Genomic DNA, 19,014 nt, shown 5'->3' on the forward strand with positions numbered 1-19,014 from the left:
ATGGCTCAGCAGGGCAGTGGTTATCAGGCTCGCTATAAACGCATTCTACTCAAGCTTAGCGGCGAGGCCCTGATGGGCTCGGAAGAGTTCGGGATCGACCCGAAAGTGCTGGATCGCATGGCCCTGGAAGTGGGCCAGCTGGTCGGGATCGGCGTTCAGGTCGGCCTGGTCATCGGCGGCGGCAACCTGTTCCGTGGCGCGGCGCTGAGCGCGGCGGGCATGGATCGGGTCACGGGCGACCACATGGGCATGCTGGCCACTGTGATGAACGCCCTGGCTATGCGCGACGCGCTGGAGCGTGCCAATATCTCCGCCATCGTGATGTCGGCCATTTCCATGGTCGGCGTGACTGATCACTACGATCGCCGCAAGGCCATGCGCCACCTCAATTCCAAGGAAGTGGTGATTTTTGCCGCGGGTACCGGCAATCCGTTCTTCACCACGGATTCGGCCGCGTGCCTGCGAGCGATCGAGATCGACGCCGATGTCGTGCTCAAGGCAACCAAGGTTGACGGAGTGTATACCGCAGACCCATTCAAAGACCCGCATGCCGAGAAGTTCGATCATCTGACCTACGATGAAGTGCTGGATCGCAAGCTGGGTGTAATGGACCTGACCGCTATCTGCCTGTGCCGCGACCACAAGATGCCGCTGCGCGTTTTCAACATGAACAAACCCGGGGCCCTGCTCAACATCGTGCACGGTGGCGCCGAAGGAACACTGATCGAGGAAGGCAAGCAATGATCAACGACATCAAGAAAGACGCTCAAGAGCGCATGCAGAAATCCCTGGAGTCTCTGAGCCACGCATTCGGCCAGATTCGTACCGGCAAGGCTCACCCGAGCATCCTCGGCAGCGTCATGGTGCCTTACTACGGCACTGACACGCCGCTGAGCAGCGTCGCCAACGTCACCGTGAAAGACTCGCGCACCCTGCAGGTCGTGGCTTTCGAGCGCAACATGCTCGCTGCTGTAGACAAGGCGATCCAGAGCGCCGGTTTGAACCTCAACCCAACCAACCTGGGCGAGCTGCTGCTGATCCCGATGCCGGCCCTCACCGAGGAAACGCGCAAAGGCTTCACGAAACAGGCCCGTAGCGCCGCGGAAGATGCGCGTGTTGCCGTGCGCAATATTCGTCGTGACGCGTTGGGTGAGCTGAAGAAGCTGGTCAAGGACAAGGAAATCAGTGAAGACGAAGAGCGTCGTGCCATCGCTGATATCGATAAGCTGACCAAAGAATCCGAGGCCCAGATCAGCAAGGCTACGGACGAGAAAGAAAAAGACCTGATGGCCGTATAAGGGTCTCGTTTTCATGGATAAGACCAAGCAGGCCGTGCCGTTCGCGGTACCGCGCCATGTGGCGATCATCATGGACGGCAATAACCGCTGGGCCAAGAAGCGCTTTATGCCCGGTGTTGCCGGGCATAAAGCCGGGGTCGACGCGGTTCGGGCGGTCATTGAGGTGTGCGCCGAGGCCGGGGTCGAGGTGCTCACCCTGTTCGCGTTTTCCAGCGAAAACTGGCAGCGTCCGGCCGACGAGGTCAGCGCCTTGATGGACCTCTTCCTCAAGGCGTTGCGGCGTGAAGCCAAGCGCCTCGACGAGAACAGGATCAGCCTGCGGATCATCGGTGATCGCTCGCGCTTTCATCCGGAACTGCAGGCTGCGATGCGCGAAGCCGAGACCGCCACGGCTGGCGCCGATCGGTTCGTGCTGCAGATTGCCGCCAATTACGGCGGTCAGTGGGATATCGCCCAGGCGGCCCAGCGCCTGGCGCGGGAAGTCCAGGCCGGCCACTTGCGGCCCGAAGACATCACGCCCGAGCTTTTGCAAACCTGCCTGGCAACCGGCGACCTGCCGTTGCCGGACCTGTGCATCCGCACCGGTGGCGAACATCGCATCAGCAATTTCCTGCTCTGGCAGCTGGCTTACGCCGAGCTGTACTTCTCCGACCTGTTCTGGCCGGACTTCAAACACGAAGCCATGCGTACTGCGCTGGCCGATTTCGCTTCCCGTCAGCGTCGTTTCGGTAAAACGAGCGAGCAGATCGAAGCTGGAGCCCGGGTTTAATGCTCAAACAACGAATCATCACCGCCCTGATCCTGTTGCCCATCGCCTTGGCTGGTTTTTTCCTGCTTGAAGGAGCCGGCTTCGCCCTGTTCATCGGCCTGGTCGTGACGCTGGGCGCCTGGGAATGGGCGCGGCTGGCAGGTTTTGCTGCGCAGTCGGCGCGCATGATCTACGCGGCAGTAGTCGCCGCCATGCTGTTCATCATGTACCTCGTGCCTGGCATCGCGCCGTGGGTGCTGGGGGCGGCAGTGCTGTGGTGGGCGACGGCCACCTTCCTGGTGTTGACCTATCCACGCACTACGCACCACTGGGCCAATGCCGCGACCAAGCTGGTGATCGGCCTGTTGATCCTGCTACCGGCCTGGCAAGGGCTGATCTGGATCAAGCAGGGCGCACTGGGCAACTGGCAGATCATGGCGGTGATGGTGCTGGTCTGGGGGGCTGACGTTGGCGCCTATTTCTCCGGTCGTGCCTTTGGCAAGCGCAAGCTGGCGCCGAAGGTCAGTCCGGGTAAAAGTTGGGAAGGTGTCTACGGTGGCCTGGCCCTGAGCCTGGTCATTACCGCCGTGGTCGGTTTTGTGCGGGACTGGACCGTCGCGCAATTGCTGATGGGCCTGTTCGGCGCGGCCCTGGTGGTTTTCGTATCGGTCGTCGGCGACCTGACCGAAAGCATGTTCAAGCGTCAATCCGGGGTCAAGGACAGCAGTAACCTGCTGCCGGGCCACGGTGGTGTGCTGGACCGTATCGACAGCCTGACCGCCGCAATCCCGATCTTCGCCGTGCTGTTGTGGATGGCGGCACCGTGAGTCGTCCTCAGCAGATTACCGTCCTGGGGGCCACGGGCTCCATCGGCCTGAGTACCCTTGATGTCATTGGTCGCCATCCGGAGCGCTATCAGGTATTCGCTCTCAGTGGCTTCACCCGCCTGAGCGAGCTGCTGGCGCTGTGCATCCGCCACACGCCGCGCTTTGCCGTGGTGCCCCATGCCGATGTGGCGCGGGCGCTGCAGGACGACCTGCGCGCCGCTGGCCTGCAAACCTGTGTGCTGGTGGGGGAGGAGGGCCTTTGCCAGGTCGCTTCCGACCCTGAAGTCGACGCCGTGATGGCGGCAATCGTCGGGGCGGCGGGCCTGCGTCCGACGCTGGCGGCGGTGGAGGCTGGCAAGAAAATCCTGCTGGCGAACAAGGAAGCGCTGGTGATGTCCGGTGCACTGTTCATGCAGGCGGTGCGCAAAAGCGGCTCGGTACTGCTGCCCATCGACAGCGAACACAATGCGATTTTCCAATGCATGCCGCAGGATTTTTCCCGCGGCCTGGGGGCGGTCGGCGTTCGGCGGATTCTTCTGACAGCGTCTGGCGGCCCATTCCGGCAGACACCCCTGGAAGAACTGGTGCATGTTTCGCCCGAGCAGGCTTGCGCCCACCCGAACTGGTCCATGGGACGCAAGATTTCCGTGGACTCCGCCAGCATGATGAACAAGGGGCTGGAGCTGATCGAGGCCTGCTGGCTGTTCGATGCCCGGCCGTCCCAGGTCGAGGTGGTGATCCATCCGCAAAGCGTGATCCACTCCCTGGTGGATTATGTCGATGGTTCGGTCCTCGCCCAGTTGGGGAACCCGGACATGCGCACGCCGATCGCCAATGCGCTGGCCTGGCCGGAGCGGATCGATTCGGGGGTGGCGCCGCTGGACCTGTTTGCCATCGCCCGCCTGGATTTCCAGGCGCCCGATGAACAGCGGTTTCCTTGCCTGCGCCTGGCGCGGCAAGCGGCCGAGGCCGGCAACAGCGCCCCGGCCATGCTTAACGCGGCCAACGAGGTGGCGGTCGCAGCGTTTCTCGATGGGCGTGTCCGTTACCTCGAGATCGCGAGTATCATCGAGGAGGTCTTGAATCTCGAGGCCGTGGTTTCGCTTGATGATCTCGATGCGGTATTTACCGTCGACGCCAGGGCTCGTGAGCTGGCGGGCCATTGGTTGAAGCGCCACGGGCGTTGAGACTGCGGTACCTTAGCCAGGGTTGTCCCGGGCAGGATTGTGGAGAAAACAGATGAGCGCGCTCTATATGATTGTCGGCACCCTGGTTGCGCTGGGGGTGCTGGTCACTTTTCACGAATTCGGCCATTTCTGGGTCGCGCGTCGCTGTGGCGTCAAGGTTCTGCGTTTTTCCGTTGGCTTCGGCATGCCTTTACTGCGCTGGCACGACAAGCAGGGCACCGAGTTCGTCGTCGCGGCCATCCCGCTGGGCGGCTACGTCAAGATGCTCGATGAGCGCGAAGGCGAAGTGCCTGTCGATCAGCTTGATCAATCTTTCAATCGCAAGACCGTTCGTCAGCGTATCGCTATCGTGGCGGCGGGCCCGATCGCCAATTTCCTGTTGGCTCTGGTGTTTTTCTGGGCGTTGGCCATGCTTGGCAGCGAGCAGGTGCGCCCGGTCATCGGTGCGGTAGAGGCCGGCAGCGTGGCGGCTCGGGCCGGGTTGGGCGCAGGCCAGGAAATTGTCGCCATCGATGGTGAACCCACCTCGGGCTGGGCGGCAGTCAACCTGCAGCTGGTGCGTCGCCTGGGCGAAAGTGGCTCGCTGCAATTGCTGGTGCGCGAGCAGGGCTCGACGGCGGATTCGCCGCGAGAGCTGATTCTCGACAACTGGCTCAAGGGCGCCGACGAGCCGGATCCGATCCGTTCCCTGGGGATCCGCCCATGGCGTCCGGCGCTGCCGCCTGTGCTGGCCGAGCTCGATCCGAAAGGCCCGGCTCACGCCGCGGGTCTGAAAACCGGCGACCGCTTGCTGGCATTCGATGGCCAGTCGGTGAATGACTGGCAACAGGTGGTTGATTCGGTTCGTGTACGTCCTGATACCAAAATCATGCTGCGCGTCGAACGCGACGGTGCTTCAATCGACGTCCCGGTGACCCTGGCCGCCCGTGGCGAAAGCAAGGCGCCAACCGGTTACCTGGGGGCTGGGGTCAAGGCTGTCGAGTGGCCACCGGAAATGATCCGCGAGGTCAGCTTCGGCCCTCTTGAGGCGGTTGGCGAGGGTGCGCGTCGTACCTGGACCATGAGTGTCCTGACCCTGGACTCGCTGAAGAAAATGTTGTTCGGCGAGCTCTCGGTAAAAAACTTGAGTGGACCGATAACCATTGCTAAAGTGGCGGGCGCTTCTGCCCAGTCGGGCGTCGCTGATTTCCTGAATTTCCTTGCTTATCTGAGCATTAGCCTGGGGGTTCTGAATTTGCTGCCCATTCCGGTACTGGATGGGGGGCATCTGCTGTTTTATCTGATCGAGTGGGCGCGTGGTCGTCCCTTGTCGGATCGGGTGCAAGGTTGGGGGATACAGATCGGTATCAGCTTGGTGGTCGGGGTGATGTTGCTTGCTCTGGTCAACGATCTGGGTCGTCTGTAACGCTTCGCTGAATTGCGAATCTGCCGCATTTTGCGGCAGTTTGTTTATTGCCAGTTGGAATAAGAAAGGACTTCATGAAACGTCTGCTGCTAACTGCGGTTCTCACCGTATTGATGATCGCCGAAGTTCACGCCGAGTCCTTCACTATCTCTGATATTCGCGTCAACGGCCTCCAGCGGGTTTCCGCGGGTAGCGTCTTTGGTGCCTTGCCGTTGAACGTCGGCGAGCAGGCGGATGATCGGCGCCTGGTGGAATCCACTCGTGCGCTGTTCAAGACCGGCTTCTTTCAAGATATCCAGCTGGGCCGCGACGGCAATGTCCTGGTCATCACGGTCGTCGAGCGCCCATCGGTTGCCAGTATCGAGATCGAAGGCAACAAGGCGATCTCTACTGAAGACCTGATGAAAGGCCTCAAGCAATCCGGCCTGGCCGAAGGCGAGATCTTCCAGCGCGCGACCCTCGAAGGCGTCCGTAACGAGCTGCAACGCCAGTACGTTGCCCAGGGCCGTTATTCGGCGACTGTCGATACCGAAGTCGTGCCGCAGCCGCGCAACCGCGTCGGCCTGAAGGTCAACATCAACGAAGGCACCGTCGCCGCCATCCAGCACATCAACGTGGTCGGCAACACGGTGTTCCCGGATGAAGACCTGATCGACCTGTTCGAACTCAAGACCACCAACTGGCTGTCGTTCTTCAAGAACGACGACAAGTACGCTCGTGAAAAACTATCCGGTGACCTGGAGCGCCTGCGCTCCTACTACCTGGACCGTGGCTACATCAACATGGACATTGCTTCGACCCAGGTGTCCATCACCCCGGACAAGAAGCACGTCTACATCACTGTCAACGTCAACGAAGGCGAGAAGTACACCGTTCGTGACGTCAAGCTCAGTGGTGACCTGAAGGTTCCCGAAGACCAAGTCAAATCGCTGTTGCTGGTGCAGAAGGGCCAGGTGTTCTCGCGCAAGCTGATGACCACCACGTCCGAGCTGATCACCCGTCGCCTGGGTAACGAGGGTTACACCTTCGCCAACGTCAATGGCGTGCCACAGCCCCACGATGAAGACCATACCGTCGACATCACGTTCGCCGTGGACCCTGGCAAGCGTGCCTACGTCAACCGCATCAACTTCCGTGGCAACACCAAGTCCGAGGACGAAGTGCTGCGTCGGGAAATGCGCCAGATGGAAGGTGGCTGGGCTTCGACCTACCTGATCGACCAGTCCAAGACCCGCCTGGAGCGCCTGGGCTTCTTCAAGGAAGTCAACGTCGAGACCCCGGCCGTACCGGGCGTCGATGACCAGGTAGACGTCAACTACAGTGTCGAGGAACAGGCCTCCGGTTCGATCACCGCCAGCGTCGGTTTCGCCCAGAGCGCCGGCCTGATCCTGGGTGGTTCGATCACCCAGAACAACTTCCTCGGTACCGGTAACCGCGTCAGCGTGGGTCTGACCCGCAGCGAATACCAGACCCGCTACAACTTCGGTTACGTGGACCCCTACTGGACCGCCGACGGCGTGAGCCTGGGCTACAACGCCTTCTATCGCACCACCGACTACGACGAGCTCGATACGGATCTCTCCAGCTATGCGGTGGACAGCCTGGGGGCGGGCGTCAACATCGGCTATCCGATCAGCGAAACTTCGCGCCTGACCTTCGGCCTCACCGCCCAGCAGGACGAGATCAGCACTGGCCGCTACACCGTTGACGAAATTTTCGATTTCGTTGAGAAAGAAGGCGATAAGTACCTGAACTTCAAGGCGTCTGTTGGTTGGTCTGAGTCGACCCTGAACAAGGGGGTGCTGGCAACCCGTGGCCGTTCGCAAAGCCTGGTCCTGGAAACCACCACGCCTGGCAGCGACCTGTCTTTCTTCAAGCTCGACTACCGCGGCCAACTGTTCCAGCCGCTGTCCGACAACTACACCATGCGCTTGCACACCGAGCTGGGTTATGGCGATGGCTACGGTTCGACCGACGGCCTGCCGTTCTACGAGAACTACTACGCTGGTGGTTTCAACTCGGTACGTGGCTTCAAGGACAGCACCTTGGGCCCGCGCAGTACGCCAAGCCGCGGTGCAGCTGTCACTGGCAACCAGGGGACCATCCGGGATCCGGACCAGGATCCGCTGCCGTTCGGTGGTAACGTCCTGATTCAGGGCGGGGTTGAATTGCTGTTCCCCATGCCTTTCGTCAAGGATCAGCGTTCCCTGCGTACCTCGGTATTCTGGGACGTGGGTAACGTATTCGACTCCAGTTGCGACAAGCCCACCAACAACAATGGCACGGCATCCAACGCAGAGTGCAACGACATCAGCCTGAGCAATCTCGCCAGCTCCGTCGGCGTCGGCGTGACCTGGGTCACCGCGCTGGGCCCGTTGAGCTTTGCCTTGGCGATGCCGATCAAGAAGCCGGATGAAGCTGAAACCCAAGTTTTCCAATTCTCCCTCGGCCAGACGTTCTAAGCGTCTGACCCAAGATAACGACAATGGATTTTGTAGGAGTACATCGTGCGTAAGTTGACTCAATTGGTTCTCCTGGCGACCGTACTGGTCGCAGGTCCGGCTTTTGCCGACATGAAGATCGCCGTCCTGAACTATCAGATGGCCCTGCTGGAATCCGACGCGGCGAAGAAATACGCTGTAGACGCGGAGAAAAAATTCGGCCCGCAACTGACCAAGCTCAAAGGCCTGGAAAGCAGCGCCAAGGGTATCCAGGATCGTCTGGTGGCCGGTGGCGACAAGATGGCCCAGGGTGAACGCGAGCGTCTGGAGCTTGAATTCAAGCAAAAGGCCCGCGACTTCCAGTTCCAGTCCAAGGAGCTGAACGAAGCCAAAGCCGTTGCCGACCGTGAAATGCTCAAGCAGCTCAAGCCGAAACTCGACAGCGCTGTGGAAGAAGTCATCAAGAAGGGTGGTTTTGACCTGGTGTTCGAGCGTGGTGCAGTGATTGATGTCAAGCCTCAGTACGACATCACGCGCCAGGTTATCGAGCGCATGAATCAGCTGAAGTAATCCATGACAGCGACTATCAAGCTCGGCCAGTTGGCCGAGTTCCTCGGCGCCACCCTGCGTGGCGACCCGGAGAAGGTCATCACTGGGCTAGCCACTTTGCAAGAGGCTGGCCCAGCTCAGTTGAGCTTCCTGGCAAATCCTCAATATCGCAAATACCTGGCTGATAGCCGGGCTGCCGCGCTGTTGCTCAAGGCCGGTGATGCCGAAGGGTTTGCCGGTGATTCGCTGATCGTGGCCGACCCCTACCTTGCGTATGCGCGGATTTCCCATCTGTTCGATCCCAAGCCCAAGTCGGCTGCCGGTATTCACCCGACTGCAGTGATCGCGGCGGACGCCGTGGTGGATCCCTCGGCCAGCGTTGGCCCGTTTGTCGTGATTGAAAACGCGGCCCGGATTGGCGCCGGCGTGACGCTGGGCGCCCATTGCTTCATCGGCGCGCGCTGCGAGATCGGCGAAGGTGGCTGGCTGGCGCCCCGGGTGACGCTGTATCACGATGTGCGCATCGGCAAGCGGGTAGTGATCCAGTCTGGCGCAGTGCTCGGTGGCGAAGGCTTCGGTTTTGCCAATGAGAAAGGCGTCTGGCAAAAGATTGCCCAGATCGGTGGCGTAACCGTCGGCGATGACGTGGAGATTGGCGTCAACACCGCCATCGACCGTGGCGCGCTGGCCGATACGGTCATTGGCAATGGCGTCAAGCTCGACAATCAGATCCAGATCGCCCACAACGTCCAGGTCGGTGACCACACCGCCATGGCCGCCTGCGTGGGCATCTCCGGCAGTACCAAAATCGGCAAGCACTGCATGCTCGCCGGTGGCGTGGGCCTGGTGGGCCATATCGATATCTGTGACAACGTGTTCCTGACCGGGATGACCATGGTGACCCACTCGATTACCGAGCCGGGTGCCTATTCTTCCGGCACAGCCATGCAACCGGCTGCCGAGTGGCGCAAGAGCGCGGCGCGTATCCGCCAGCTCGACGACATCGCGCGGCGCCTCAAGCAGGTGGAAAAGCGTGTAGGGGACGTGACCCCTGGCGGTAATGCTTCATCAGATGGCTGATACCATTTCCATATCAAGTGTGCACAGCCGCTAGGCCCTGGCCTCCTTGATTTGCTAGCGGGGTGCGCGTCAATCGTGCGCTCCCAATCTTTACATAGGCTTCCCCCCGAAATGATGGACATCAACGAGATTCGCGAATACCTGCCTCACCGTTACCCGTTCCTGCTGGTGGATCGGGTCGTGGACCTGGATGTTGAAGGCAAGCGCATTCGCGCCTACAAGAATGTCAGCATCAACGAACCCTTCTTCAATGGTCACTTCCCCGCGCATCCAATCATGCCGGGCGTATTGATCATCGAGGCGATGGCTCAGGCTGCCGGGATCCTTGGTTTCAAAATGCTCGACGTGAAGCCCGCCGACGGCACGCTTTACTACTTTGTTGGCTCCGACAAGCTGCGCTTCCGCCAGCCGGTCACTCCGGGCGATCAGTTGATCCTCGAAGCCAAGTTCATCAGTTGCAAGCGCCAGATCTGGAAATTCGAATGCCAGGCTTCGGTCGATGGCAAGCCGGTCTGCTCCGCTGAAATCATCTGCGCGGAACGCAAGCTATGAGTTTGATTGACCCTCGCGCAATCATCGATCCGACGGCCGTATTGGCCGCCGATGTCGAGGTTGGCCCTTGGTCGATCATCGGCGCAGGTGTGGAAATCGGCGAGGGCACGGTGATCGGGCCCCATGTGATCCTCAAGGGGCCGACCCGGATCGGCCGGCACAACCGCATCTACCAGTTCTCATCGGTAGGCGAGGACACGCCCGACCTCAAGTACAAAGGTGAAGAAACCCGCCTGGTGATTGGCGATCACAATGTGATCCGCGAAGGTGTGACGATTCACCGTGGCACCGTCCAGGACCGTTCCGAAACGACGCTGGGCGACCATAACCTGATCATGGCCTATGCCCACATCGGCCACGACAGTGTCATCGGCAACCATTGCATCCTGGTCAACAACACCGCGTTGGCCGGTCATGTGCACGTGGATGACTGGGCGATCCTGTCCGGTTTCACCCTGGTCCACCAGTATTGCCACATTGGCGCCCATAGCTTCTCCGGCATGGGCACCGCCATCGGCAAGGACGTCCCTGCCTATGTCACGGTGTTCGGCAATCCGGCCGAAGCTCGCAGCATGAACTTCGAAGGCATGCGTCGGCGTGGTTTCAGCGAAGAGGCCATAACTGCCCTGCGTCGCGCCTACAAGGTTGTGTATCGCCAGGGCCTGACGGTCGAGCAGGCGCTCGCCGAACTGGCCGAGGCAGCCGCACAGTTTCCGGAAGTCGCGATTTTCCGCGACTCCATCCAGTCTTCGACCCGTGGCATCACCCGCTGACCATGGCTAACCTGCGTATCGCACTGGTGGCGGGCGAAGCGTCCGGTGACATCCTGGGCGCCGGCCTGATGCGCGCGCTCAAGGCGCAGCACCCGGCGGTCGAGTTTATCGGCGTGGGTGGGCCATTGATGGAAGCCGAGGGACTGGTCTCCTACTTCCCGATGGAGCGCCTGTCGGTGATGGGGCTGGTGGAAGTGCTCGGCCGCTTGCGTGAGCTGCTGGCCCGGCGCAAGAAGCTGATCCAGACGCTGATCGAAGAAAAACCGGATGTGTTCATCGGTATCGATGCGCCGGATTTCACCCTCAATATCGAACTCAAGCTGCGCCAGGCCGGGATCAAGACGGTGCATTACGTCAGCCCGTCGGTCTGGGCCTGGCGACAGAAGCGCGTGTTGAAGATTCGCGAGGGCTGCGACCTGATGCTTACGCTGCTGCCGTTCGAAGCCCGGTTCTACGAAGAAAAAGGCGTGCCCGTGCGATTTGTCGGTCACACCCTGGCCGACACCATTCCCCTGGAGGCGGACCGCGAGGCGGCTCGCCAGGGGCTGGGCCTCGCCGCGGGGCCGCTGGTGGCGTTGATGCCGGGGAGCCGAGGCGGCGAAGTGAGTCGCCTGGGCGGGTTGTTCTTCGACGCCGCCGAGCGTCTGCGGGCGATGCGTCCGGACGTACGATTCATCTTGCCGTGCGCCAGTCCACAGCGGCGGGTCCAGCTCGAGGCGCTCCTGGCCGATCGCGATTTGCCGGTCACGCTGCTCGACGGCCAATCCCATCAAGCGCTGGCGGCCTGCGATGCCGTGCTGATTGCTTCCGGCACCGCTACCCTTGAGGCATTGTTGTACAAGCGCCCGATGGTGGTTGCCTATCGCCTGGCGCCGTTGACGTTCTGGATTCTCAAACGCATGGTCAAGAGCCCTTACGTTTCCCTGCCGAACCTGCTGGCCCAGCGCCTGCTGGTGCCTGAACTGCTGCAGGATGACGCGACCGCCGAGTCCCTGGCCAGCACGCTTTTGCCGTTGATCGATGGCGGCGAGGAACAGACCCGGGGCTTTGACGAAATCCACCGTACCTTGCGTCGCGATGCCTCCAACCAGGCAGCAGACGCGGTACTGACCTTGATCGGCGCCAGACGATGAGCAACGTGAAGCTGCAGATGGGCCTGGATTTCAACCTGGTCGCCGAAGTCGAAGAGTTGGTCGCGGGTGTCGATGAGGTGGGCCGTGGCCCGTTGTGCGGTGCGGTGGTGACGGCGGCGGTGATCCTCGATCCGAAGCGGCCGATCCTGGGGCTCGATGACTCCAAGAAGCTCACCGAGGCCCGGCGTGAAAAACTCTACGACGAGATCTGCGAAAAAGCCTTGAGCTGGTGCATTGCCCGGGCCGAGGTCGAAGAAATCGACGAGTTGAACATCCTGCACGCCACCATGCTGGCGATGCAGCGGGCGGTACACGGCCTGCACATCACACCGAAGCTGGCGATGATCGACGGCAACCGTTGCCCCCAGCTGTCGATGCGCGCTGAAGCGGTCATCCAGGGCGACGGCAAGGTGCCGGCTATCGCAGCGGCGTCGATTCTGGCCAAGGTCAGCCGCGACCGGGAAATGGCCGCGTTCGAATTGATCTACCCGGGCTATGGCATCGGCAGCCACAAGGGCTATCCGACCCCCGTTCATCTGGAAGCCTTGGCGCGCCTCGGGCCGACGCCCATCCACCGGCGCTCGTTCGCCCCGGTGCGGCTGGCCTATGAAGCTCGCGAAGGCTTGATTGTGAGTAGTCAGGCTCTGGTTTCCTGATGCAGGCCTTTGTCAGGCTGACCGCTCATGGCTGATGTTTTACCCAAGGCCCGGTACAATCCGGGCCTTGTTGTTTTCATGACTTAACGCAGGATCACTATGCCGGCTTCATTCGTTCATCTACGCCTGCACACTGAATATTCCCTGGTCGACGGCCTGGTGCGGATCAAGCCATTGGTCAAGACCCTGGTCGGCATGAACATGCCTGCCGTGGCCGTTACCGACCAGAACAACATGTGTTCGCTGGTCAAGTTCTACAAGAACGCCATGGGCGCCGGGATCAAGCCGATCTGCGGTGCCGACCTGTGGCTGGCGAACAAGGACCCGGATGCGCCGCTGAGCCGTATCAGCCTGCTGGTGATGAACGCCGTCGGCTACCGCAACCTCACCGAGCTGATTTCCCGCGGTTTTATCGAGGGCCAGCGCAATGGCTCGATCATCATCGAGCGCGAGTGGGTGGCCGAGGCGAGCGAAGGCCTGATCATGCTGTCGGCGGCCAAGGAGGGTGAGATCGGCCTGGCCCTGCTCAGCGACAACACCGAGGAAGCCGAGCAACTGGCTCGCGACTGGATGACGGTGTTCCCGGACCGCTTCTATATCGAGGTGCAACGCACCAACCGTCCGAATGACGAAGAGCACCTGCACGCCGCCGTGGCCCTGGCCGACAAGCTGGGCGCGCCGCTGGTGGCGACCAACGACGTGCGGTTCATCAAGCAGGAAGATTTCGAAGCCCACGAAACCCGCGTCTGCATCGGTGAGGGGCGGGCCCTTGATGATCCTCGTCGGTCAAAGAACTACAGCGACCAGCAGTACCTCAAGAGCGCCGAGGAGATGGCGGAGCTGTTCAGCGACCTGCCCGAGGCGCTGGAAAACACCGTCGAGATTGCCAAGCGCTGCAACATCGAAGTGAAGCTGGGCAAACATTTCCTGCCCAACTTCCCGATTCCCGATGGCATGACCATCGATGAGTATTTTCGCAAGGTTTCGTTCGACGGCCTGGACGAGCGCCTCAAGGTCCTGCTGCCCAAGGACACCACCGAAGATTACGAAGCCAAGCGCCAGGTCTATGTCGACCGGCTGAATTTCGAGCTGGATATCATCATCCAGATGGGTTTTCCCGGTTACTTCCTGATCGTGATGGATTTTATCCAGTGGGCCAAGAGCAACGGCGTGCCCGTCGGCCCAGGGCGGGGGTCGGGTGCCGGGTCGCTGGTGGCCTACGTGCAGAAGATCACCGACCTCGACCCGCTGGAATACGACCTGCTGTTCGAACGTTTCCTCAATCCGGAACGGGTTTCCATGCCCGACTTCGACGTCGACTTCTGCATGGACGGTCGCGACCGGGTGATCGACTATGTGGCCGAGAAGTACGGCCGCAACGCGGTAAGCCAGATCATCACCTTCGGTTCCATGGCCGCCAAGGCAGTGGTGCGTGACGTGGCGCGAGTGCAGGGCAAGTCCTACGGCCTGGCGGATCGTCTGTCGAAGATGATCCCTTTCGAAGTCGGCATGACCCTGGAAAAAGCCTACGAGCAGGAAGAGATCCTGCGCGACTTCATCAAGGTCGATGAAGAAGCGGCGGAAATCTGGGAGATGGCCCGCAAGCTCGAAGGCGTGGTGCGTAACGTCGGCAAGCACGCCGGTGGCGTGGTGATCGCGCCGACCAAACTGACTGACTTTTCGCCGATCTATTGCGACGAAGAGGGCGACGGCCTGGTGACCCAGTTCGACAAGGACGACGTCGAGGCGGCGGGCCTGGTGAAGTTCGACTTCCTCGGCCTGCGGACCCTGACGATCATCGATTGGGCGCTCAAGACCATCAACCGCGACCGGGCCAAGGTCGGCGAAGAGCCGCTGGACATCGCCTTCATTCCGCTGGACGACAAGCCGACCTACAGTCTGTTGCAAAAAGCCGAAACCACCGCGGTGTTCCAGCTTGAATCGCGCGGCATGAAGGAGCTGATCAAGAAGCTCAAGCCCGACTGCCTCGAAGACCTGATCGCACTGGTGGCCCTGTTCCGTCCGGGCCCTCTGCAATCGGGCATGGTCGATGACTTCATCAACCGCAAGCACGGGCGCGCCGAGCTGGCGTACCCGCACCCGGACTACCAGTACGACGGCCTCAAGCCGGTGCTGGCGCCGACCTACGGCATCATCCTGTATCAGGAACAGGTGATGCAGATTGCCCAGGTCATGGCCGGTTACACCCTCGGCGGCGCGGACATGCTGCGTCGAGCCATGGGTAAGAAAAAGCCCGAGGAGATGGCCAAGCAACGCGGTGGTTTCATCGAGGGTTGTGCGAACAACGGCATCGATGCGGACCTGGCGGGCAACATCTTCGACCTGGTGGAAAAGTTCGCCGGCTACGGCTTCAACAAATCCCACTCCGCCGCCTATGGCCTGGTTTCGTACCAGACCGCGTGGCTGAAGGCGCACTACCCGGCGCCGTTCATGGCCGCGGTACTCTCGGCGGACATGCACAACACCGACAAGGTCGTGACCTTGATCGAAGAAGTGCGGACCATGAAGCTGCGCCTCGACGCGCCGGATGTGAACGCTTCGGAGTTCAAATTCACGGTCAACGACGAAGGCCGCATCATCTATGGCCTTGGCGCGATCAAGGGCGTGGGCGAGGGTCCGGTGGAGGCGATCACCGAAGCGCGCCAGGACGGGCCGTTCAAGGACCTGTTCGATTTTTGCGCGCGGGTCGACCTCAAGCGCATCAACAAGCGCACCCTCGACGGGCTGATCCGCAGTGGCGCGCTGGACCGCTTGGGCCCGTACTTCCAGGATGAGCCCAAGGCCTACCAGGCCAACATCGACCGCAACCGCGCGGTGTTGCTGGCGGCGATGGAGGAGGCGATCAAGGCTGCTGAACAGACCGCCCGTACCCACGACAGCGGCCACGCCGACCTGTTTGGCGGGCTGTTTGTCGAGGAAGACGCCGATGTGTATGCCAACCATCGCAAGGCCAAGGAACTGACCCTCAAGGAGCGCCTCAAGGGCGAGAAAGATACCTTGGGCCTGTACCTGACCGGCCATCCGATCGACGAGTACGAGGGCGAAATCCGCCGCTTCGCTCGCCAGCGCATCATCGACCTGAAGCCCGCTCGCGATACGCAAACCGTCGCCGGCATGATCATCGCCCTGCGGGTAATGAAGAACAAAAAGGGCGACAAGATGGGCTTCATCACCCTCGATGACCGCTCCGGGCGTATCGAGGCGTCGTTGTTTGCCGATGCGTTCCATTCGGCGCAGTCGCTGTTGCAGACGGATGCAATGGTTGTGGTGGAAGGCGAGGTCAGTAACGACGACTTCTCCGGCGGCCTGCGGTTGCGGGTCAAGCGGGTGATGAGCATGGAGGATGCCCGCACCAACCTGGCCGAGAGCCTGCGCCTGAAGTTGCAGACCCAGGACCTCAAGGGCGATCAGCTACGCTGGTTGGGCGAGTTGTTCAAGCGTCACCGTGGTGCGTGCCCGATCACCATGGAATACGTGCGCCCCGATGCCAAGGCCGTGCTGCAGTTCGGCGAGGGCTGGCGGATCGACCCGGCGGATGCGTTGATTCAAGCCTTGCGTGACCAGTTCGGCAAAGACAACGTCTTCCTCCAATACCGTTGACGGCCAGGGGCCACTCCTGAACCTGGAGCGCCCCTGACCTCGACTCGAATTTTTAATCTCGACCTGAACGCGCCTCTCCCTTAAGGTAGGCGCGAATAGACAACCGGCCGGCCCAAGCTCACTTGGACGTCGACCCAAGACGGACGCCTATGAACCCGAATTTTCTAGATTTCGAACAGCCGATCGCCGACCTTCAAGCCAAGATCGAAGAGTTGCGCTTGGTCGGTAACGACAATTCGCTGAATATCGGCGATGAAATCTCTCGGCTGCAGGACAAAAGCCGCACGCTGACCGAGGACATCTTCGGCAAGCTGACCAGCTGGCAGATCGCGCGTCTGGCGCGGCATCCGCGTCGTCCCTACACCCTGGACTACATTGAACACATCTTCACCGAGTTCGATGAACTTCACGGCGACCGTCACTTCTCCGATGACGCCGCGATCGTCGGCGGTGTCGCCCGTCTGGATGACCAGCCGGTGATGATCATCGGCCACCAGAAAGGCCGCGAAGTGCGCGAGAAAGTACGCCGCAACTTCGGCATGCCGCGTCCGGAAGGCTACCGCAAGGCCTGCCGCCTGATGGAAATGGCCGAGCGCTTCAAGATGCCGATCCTGACGTTCATCGACACGCCGGGCGCCTACCCGGGTATCGACGCCGAAGAGCGCAACCAGAGCGAAGCGATTGCCTGGAACCTGCGCGTGATGGCTCGCCTGAAGACCCCGATCATCGCTACCGTGATCGGCGAAGGCGGTTCCGGCGGGGCGTTGGCCATCGGCGTCTGCGACCAGTTGAACATGCTGCAATATTCCACTTACGCGGTGATCTCGCCGGAAGGCTGCGCCTCGATCCTGTGGAAAACCGCCGAGAAGGCACCGGACGCCGCGGAAGCCATGGGCATCACCGCCGAACGCCTGAAGGGCCTGGGTATCGTCGACAAGGTGATCAGCGAGCCAGTGGGCGGCGCCCATCGCGACCCGGTCGCGGCCGCAGCGCTGATTCGCGCGGAGCTGAGCTCCCAGCTGTCGATGCTCAAGAACTTCGATAACGACGCGCTGCTGGCGCGTCGCTACGAGCGGTTGATGAGCTACGGTCTCTGATCCGACTGCAACACCCATGTGGGAGCGAGCCTGCTCGCGAAAGCGGATTGACATTCAACAGATGAGTTGACTGATACACCGCCATCGCGAGCAAGCTCGCTCCCACATTTGCTTTGTGTGAAGGCCAGTTTCCATGAATCAACCCACCATTGACCTGACGGCCCGGCTCCTCACCCAGCTATCCCCCTGGCGCAACGCCGCCACCTGGCGCATCGCTTTCTCCGGTGGCCTCGATTCCACTGTCCTGTTGCATCTGCTCACGACCCTTTCGAAAAACCATTCGTTGCCTGCGCTGAGCGCCATTCACGTCCATCACGGCCTCCAGGCTGTGGCCGATGCCTGGCCTGAACATTGTCGTCGGGTTTGCGCAGCCCTTGGCGTGCCTCTGGAGGTGGTCTGTGTGCAAGTCCGCCCCGGCGCCAGCATCGAACGAGCCGCCCGTGACGCGCGTTATGCGGCGTTCATTGCCGCGACGCAGGGCAACGAAGTGTTGCTCACAGGCCAGCATCGCGATGATCAGGCAGAAACCTTGTTGTTTCGTTTGCTGCGCGGGGCAGGGGCGAGGGGCTTGGCGGCGATGCCCCGGCAGCGAGCCTTGGGCCAGGGGCATTTACTGCGGCCATTGCTCGACGTGTCCCGGGCAGAGTTGGAAAACTACGCGGCGGAGCAAGGCCTGGACTGGATCGAGGATCCCTCCAACGACGATCTCCGGTACGCGCGCAATTACCTGCGCCAGCGGGTCTTCCCAGTGTTGTCCGCGCAGTGGCCCCAAGCGTCGTTGACCCTGGCCCGCAGCGCCGCGCATTTGAGCGAGGCCCAGGGCTTGCTGGACGAGCTGGCGCAGTTCGATCTGCACCGCGCCCGCCCGCCGGGCGCATTCGACTGGCTCGGGCTGCAGTCACTGGAACTGGCGCCATTGCGGGCCCTCTCGCCGGCTCGCCAGCGCAATGCGCTGAGTCACTGGCTGGCGCCGCTGACGAGCCTTCCCGACAGCGATCATTGGGTCGGCTGGGACTCACTGCGTGACGCGCAAGAGGACGCCCGCCCGATCTGGCGACTGGCCGGCGGCGAATTGCACCGGGCCGGCGGAAGAGTCTGGTGGTTATCCGACCACTGGCTGCGTCCGGTCTCGGGCTCGGTAGCCTGGGCGCGGGTTGATCAGCCCTTGTCATTGCCCGATAACGGCAGGGTGATCCTGCGCGGCAAGGGCCCCATCGGTCCACTCTGTGTTCGTTATCGCCAAGGCGGCGAAGTGCTGGACGTCCCCGGCCGGGGTCACCGTGATCTCAAGCGCCTGCTCAATGAAAGCGGCCTGCCGGCGTTCGTCCGCGGTCGATTGCCGCTGCTTTATCAAGGTGAACAATTATTGGCGGTGGCCAATCTGGCCGGGCTCGACGCGCAGGCTGGTGGCAGTTGGCAATTGATCTGGACGCCAGGAAGCCAAGATCTGGGTTTGAGCTGAAAGGGGCTTTCCGGTAGACTACGCTCCCTTCTTGATACAACTTCTGTGGATTCGCCTGAATTGCAGGAGTTGCCGATTACCAAGCAGTCTTTGCTGGGCGATTCCAAAAAATGTGTAGCGAGCAACGTACCGGTGATTTCACCTCCGGTCTGTCCCGACGCGGCGGTTTTTTTGAAAGGTGCACT

At 61.4% G+C, this 19,014-nt stretch carries 16 protein-coding genes; all 16 read left to right on the forward strand.

Annotated features, from left to right (window positions below; translation table 11 throughout):
- The 16 genes from pyrH (at position 1) to tilS (ending at position 18,829) form a co-directional block, all read left to right on the forward strand.
- Entirely contained in the window at positions 1–744 is a 744-nt protein-coding gene (gene pyrH, locus PSH78_RS05900) for a UMP kinase (RefSeq protein WP_039591983.1), read from the forward strand.
- Positions 741–1,298, forward strand: coding sequence for a ribosome recycling factor (frr, locus tag PSH78_RS05905; protein ID WP_305499089.1), 558 nt, complete (start codon positions 741–743; stop codon positions 1,296–1,298). Before pyrH ends, frr begins: the two co-directional genes overlap by 4 nt.
- Before the next feature lie 13 nt (positions 1,299–1,311).
- A complete protein-coding gene (uppS, locus tag PSH78_RS05910) occupies positions 1,312–2,067 on the forward strand; it encodes a polyprenyl diphosphate synthase (protein ID WP_305499090.1) in 756 nt (251 codons plus the stop codon).
- Entirely contained in the window at positions 2,067–2,873 is an 807-nt protein-coding gene (locus tag PSH78_RS05915) for a phosphatidate cytidylyltransferase (RefSeq protein WP_305499091.1), read from the forward strand. Before uppS ends, PSH78_RS05915 begins: the two co-directional genes overlap by 1 nt.
- Positions 2,870–4,060, forward strand: coding sequence for a 1-deoxy-D-xylulose-5-phosphate reductoisomerase (ispC, locus tag PSH78_RS05920; protein ID WP_305499092.1), 1,191 nt, complete (start codon positions 2,870–2,872; stop codon positions 4,058–4,060). Before PSH78_RS05915 ends, ispC begins: the two co-directional genes overlap by 4 nt.
- Positions 4,061–4,112: 52 nt before the next feature.
- Complete coding sequence (gene rseP, locus PSH78_RS05925; RefSeq protein WP_305499093.1) at positions 4,113–5,465, forward strand: RIP metalloprotease RseP; 1,353 nt, start codon at positions 4,113–4,115, stop codon at positions 5,463–5,465.
- Between the two features lie 74 nt (positions 5,466–5,539).
- Positions 5,540–7,927 carry an outer membrane protein assembly factor BamA gene (gene bamA / locus PSH78_RS05930; RefSeq protein ID WP_305499094.1) on the forward strand — a complete coding sequence of 796 codons (2,388 nt, stop codon included), beginning with the start codon at positions 5,540–5,542 and terminating at the stop codon, positions 7,925–7,927.
- Positions 7,928–7,972: 45 nt separating this feature from the next.
- Positions 7,973–8,476 carry an OmpH family outer membrane protein gene (locus tag PSH78_RS05935; protein ID WP_003184901.1) on the forward strand — a complete coding sequence of 168 codons (504 nt, stop codon included), beginning with the start codon at positions 7,973–7,975 and terminating at the stop codon, positions 8,474–8,476.
- Positions 8,477–8,479: 3 nt separating this feature from the next.
- Positions 8,480–9,535 (forward strand): UDP-3-O-(3-hydroxymyristoyl)glucosamine N-acyltransferase, encoded by a 1,056-nt coding sequence (lpxD, locus tag PSH78_RS05940; protein ID WP_305499095.1) that lies wholly within the window; start codon positions 8,480–8,482, stop codon positions 9,533–9,535.
- Between the two features lie 111 nt (positions 9,536–9,646).
- Entirely contained in the window at positions 9,647–10,087 is a 441-nt protein-coding gene (gene fabZ, locus PSH78_RS05945; RefSeq protein ID WP_003184897.1) for a 3-hydroxyacyl-ACP dehydratase FabZ, read from the forward strand.
- On the forward strand, positions 10,084–10,860 hold the full coding sequence (gene lpxA, locus PSH78_RS05950; protein ID WP_305499096.1) for an acyl-ACP--UDP-N-acetylglucosamine O-acyltransferase: 777 nt from the start codon (positions 10,084–10,086) through the stop codon (positions 10,858–10,860). Before fabZ ends, lpxA begins: the two co-directional genes overlap by 4 nt.
- Before the next feature lie 2 nt (positions 10,861–10,862).
- The gene (gene lpxB, locus PSH78_RS05955; RefSeq protein WP_305499097.1) at positions 10,863–11,993 is read left to right on the forward strand and encodes a lipid-A-disaccharide synthase; all 1,131 of its coding nucleotides are present in this window, start codon (positions 10,863–10,865) and stop codon (positions 11,991–11,993) included.
- 11 nt (positions 11,994–12,004) lie between these two features.
- Positions 12,005–12,649, forward strand: coding sequence for a ribonuclease HII (gene rnhB / locus PSH78_RS05960; protein WP_305501184.1), 645 nt, complete (start codon positions 12,005–12,007; stop codon positions 12,647–12,649).
- 99 nt (positions 12,650–12,748) lie between these two features.
- On the forward strand, positions 12,749–16,270 hold the full coding sequence (gene dnaE, locus PSH78_RS05965; protein WP_305499098.1) for a DNA polymerase III subunit alpha: 3,522 nt from the start codon (positions 12,749–12,751) through the stop codon (positions 16,268–16,270).
- A 149-nt stretch (positions 16,271–16,419) separates the two neighbouring features.
- On the forward strand, positions 16,420–17,367 hold the full coding sequence (locus tag PSH78_RS05970; protein WP_305499099.1) for an acetyl-CoA carboxylase carboxyltransferase subunit alpha: 948 nt from the start codon (positions 16,420–16,422) through the stop codon (positions 17,365–17,367).
- Between the two features lie 133 nt (positions 17,368–17,500).
- On the forward strand, positions 17,501–18,829 hold the full coding sequence (gene tilS, locus PSH78_RS05975) for a tRNA lysidine(34) synthetase TilS (RefSeq protein WP_305499101.1): 1,329 nt from the start codon (positions 17,501–17,503) through the stop codon (positions 18,827–18,829).
- Positions 18,830–19,014 lie beyond the last annotated feature (185 nt).

The organism is Pseudomonas sp. FP198 (assembly GCF_030687895.1).
Taxonomy (GTDB): domain Bacteria; phylum Pseudomonadota; class Gammaproteobacteria; order Pseudomonadales; family Pseudomonadaceae; genus Aquipseudomonas.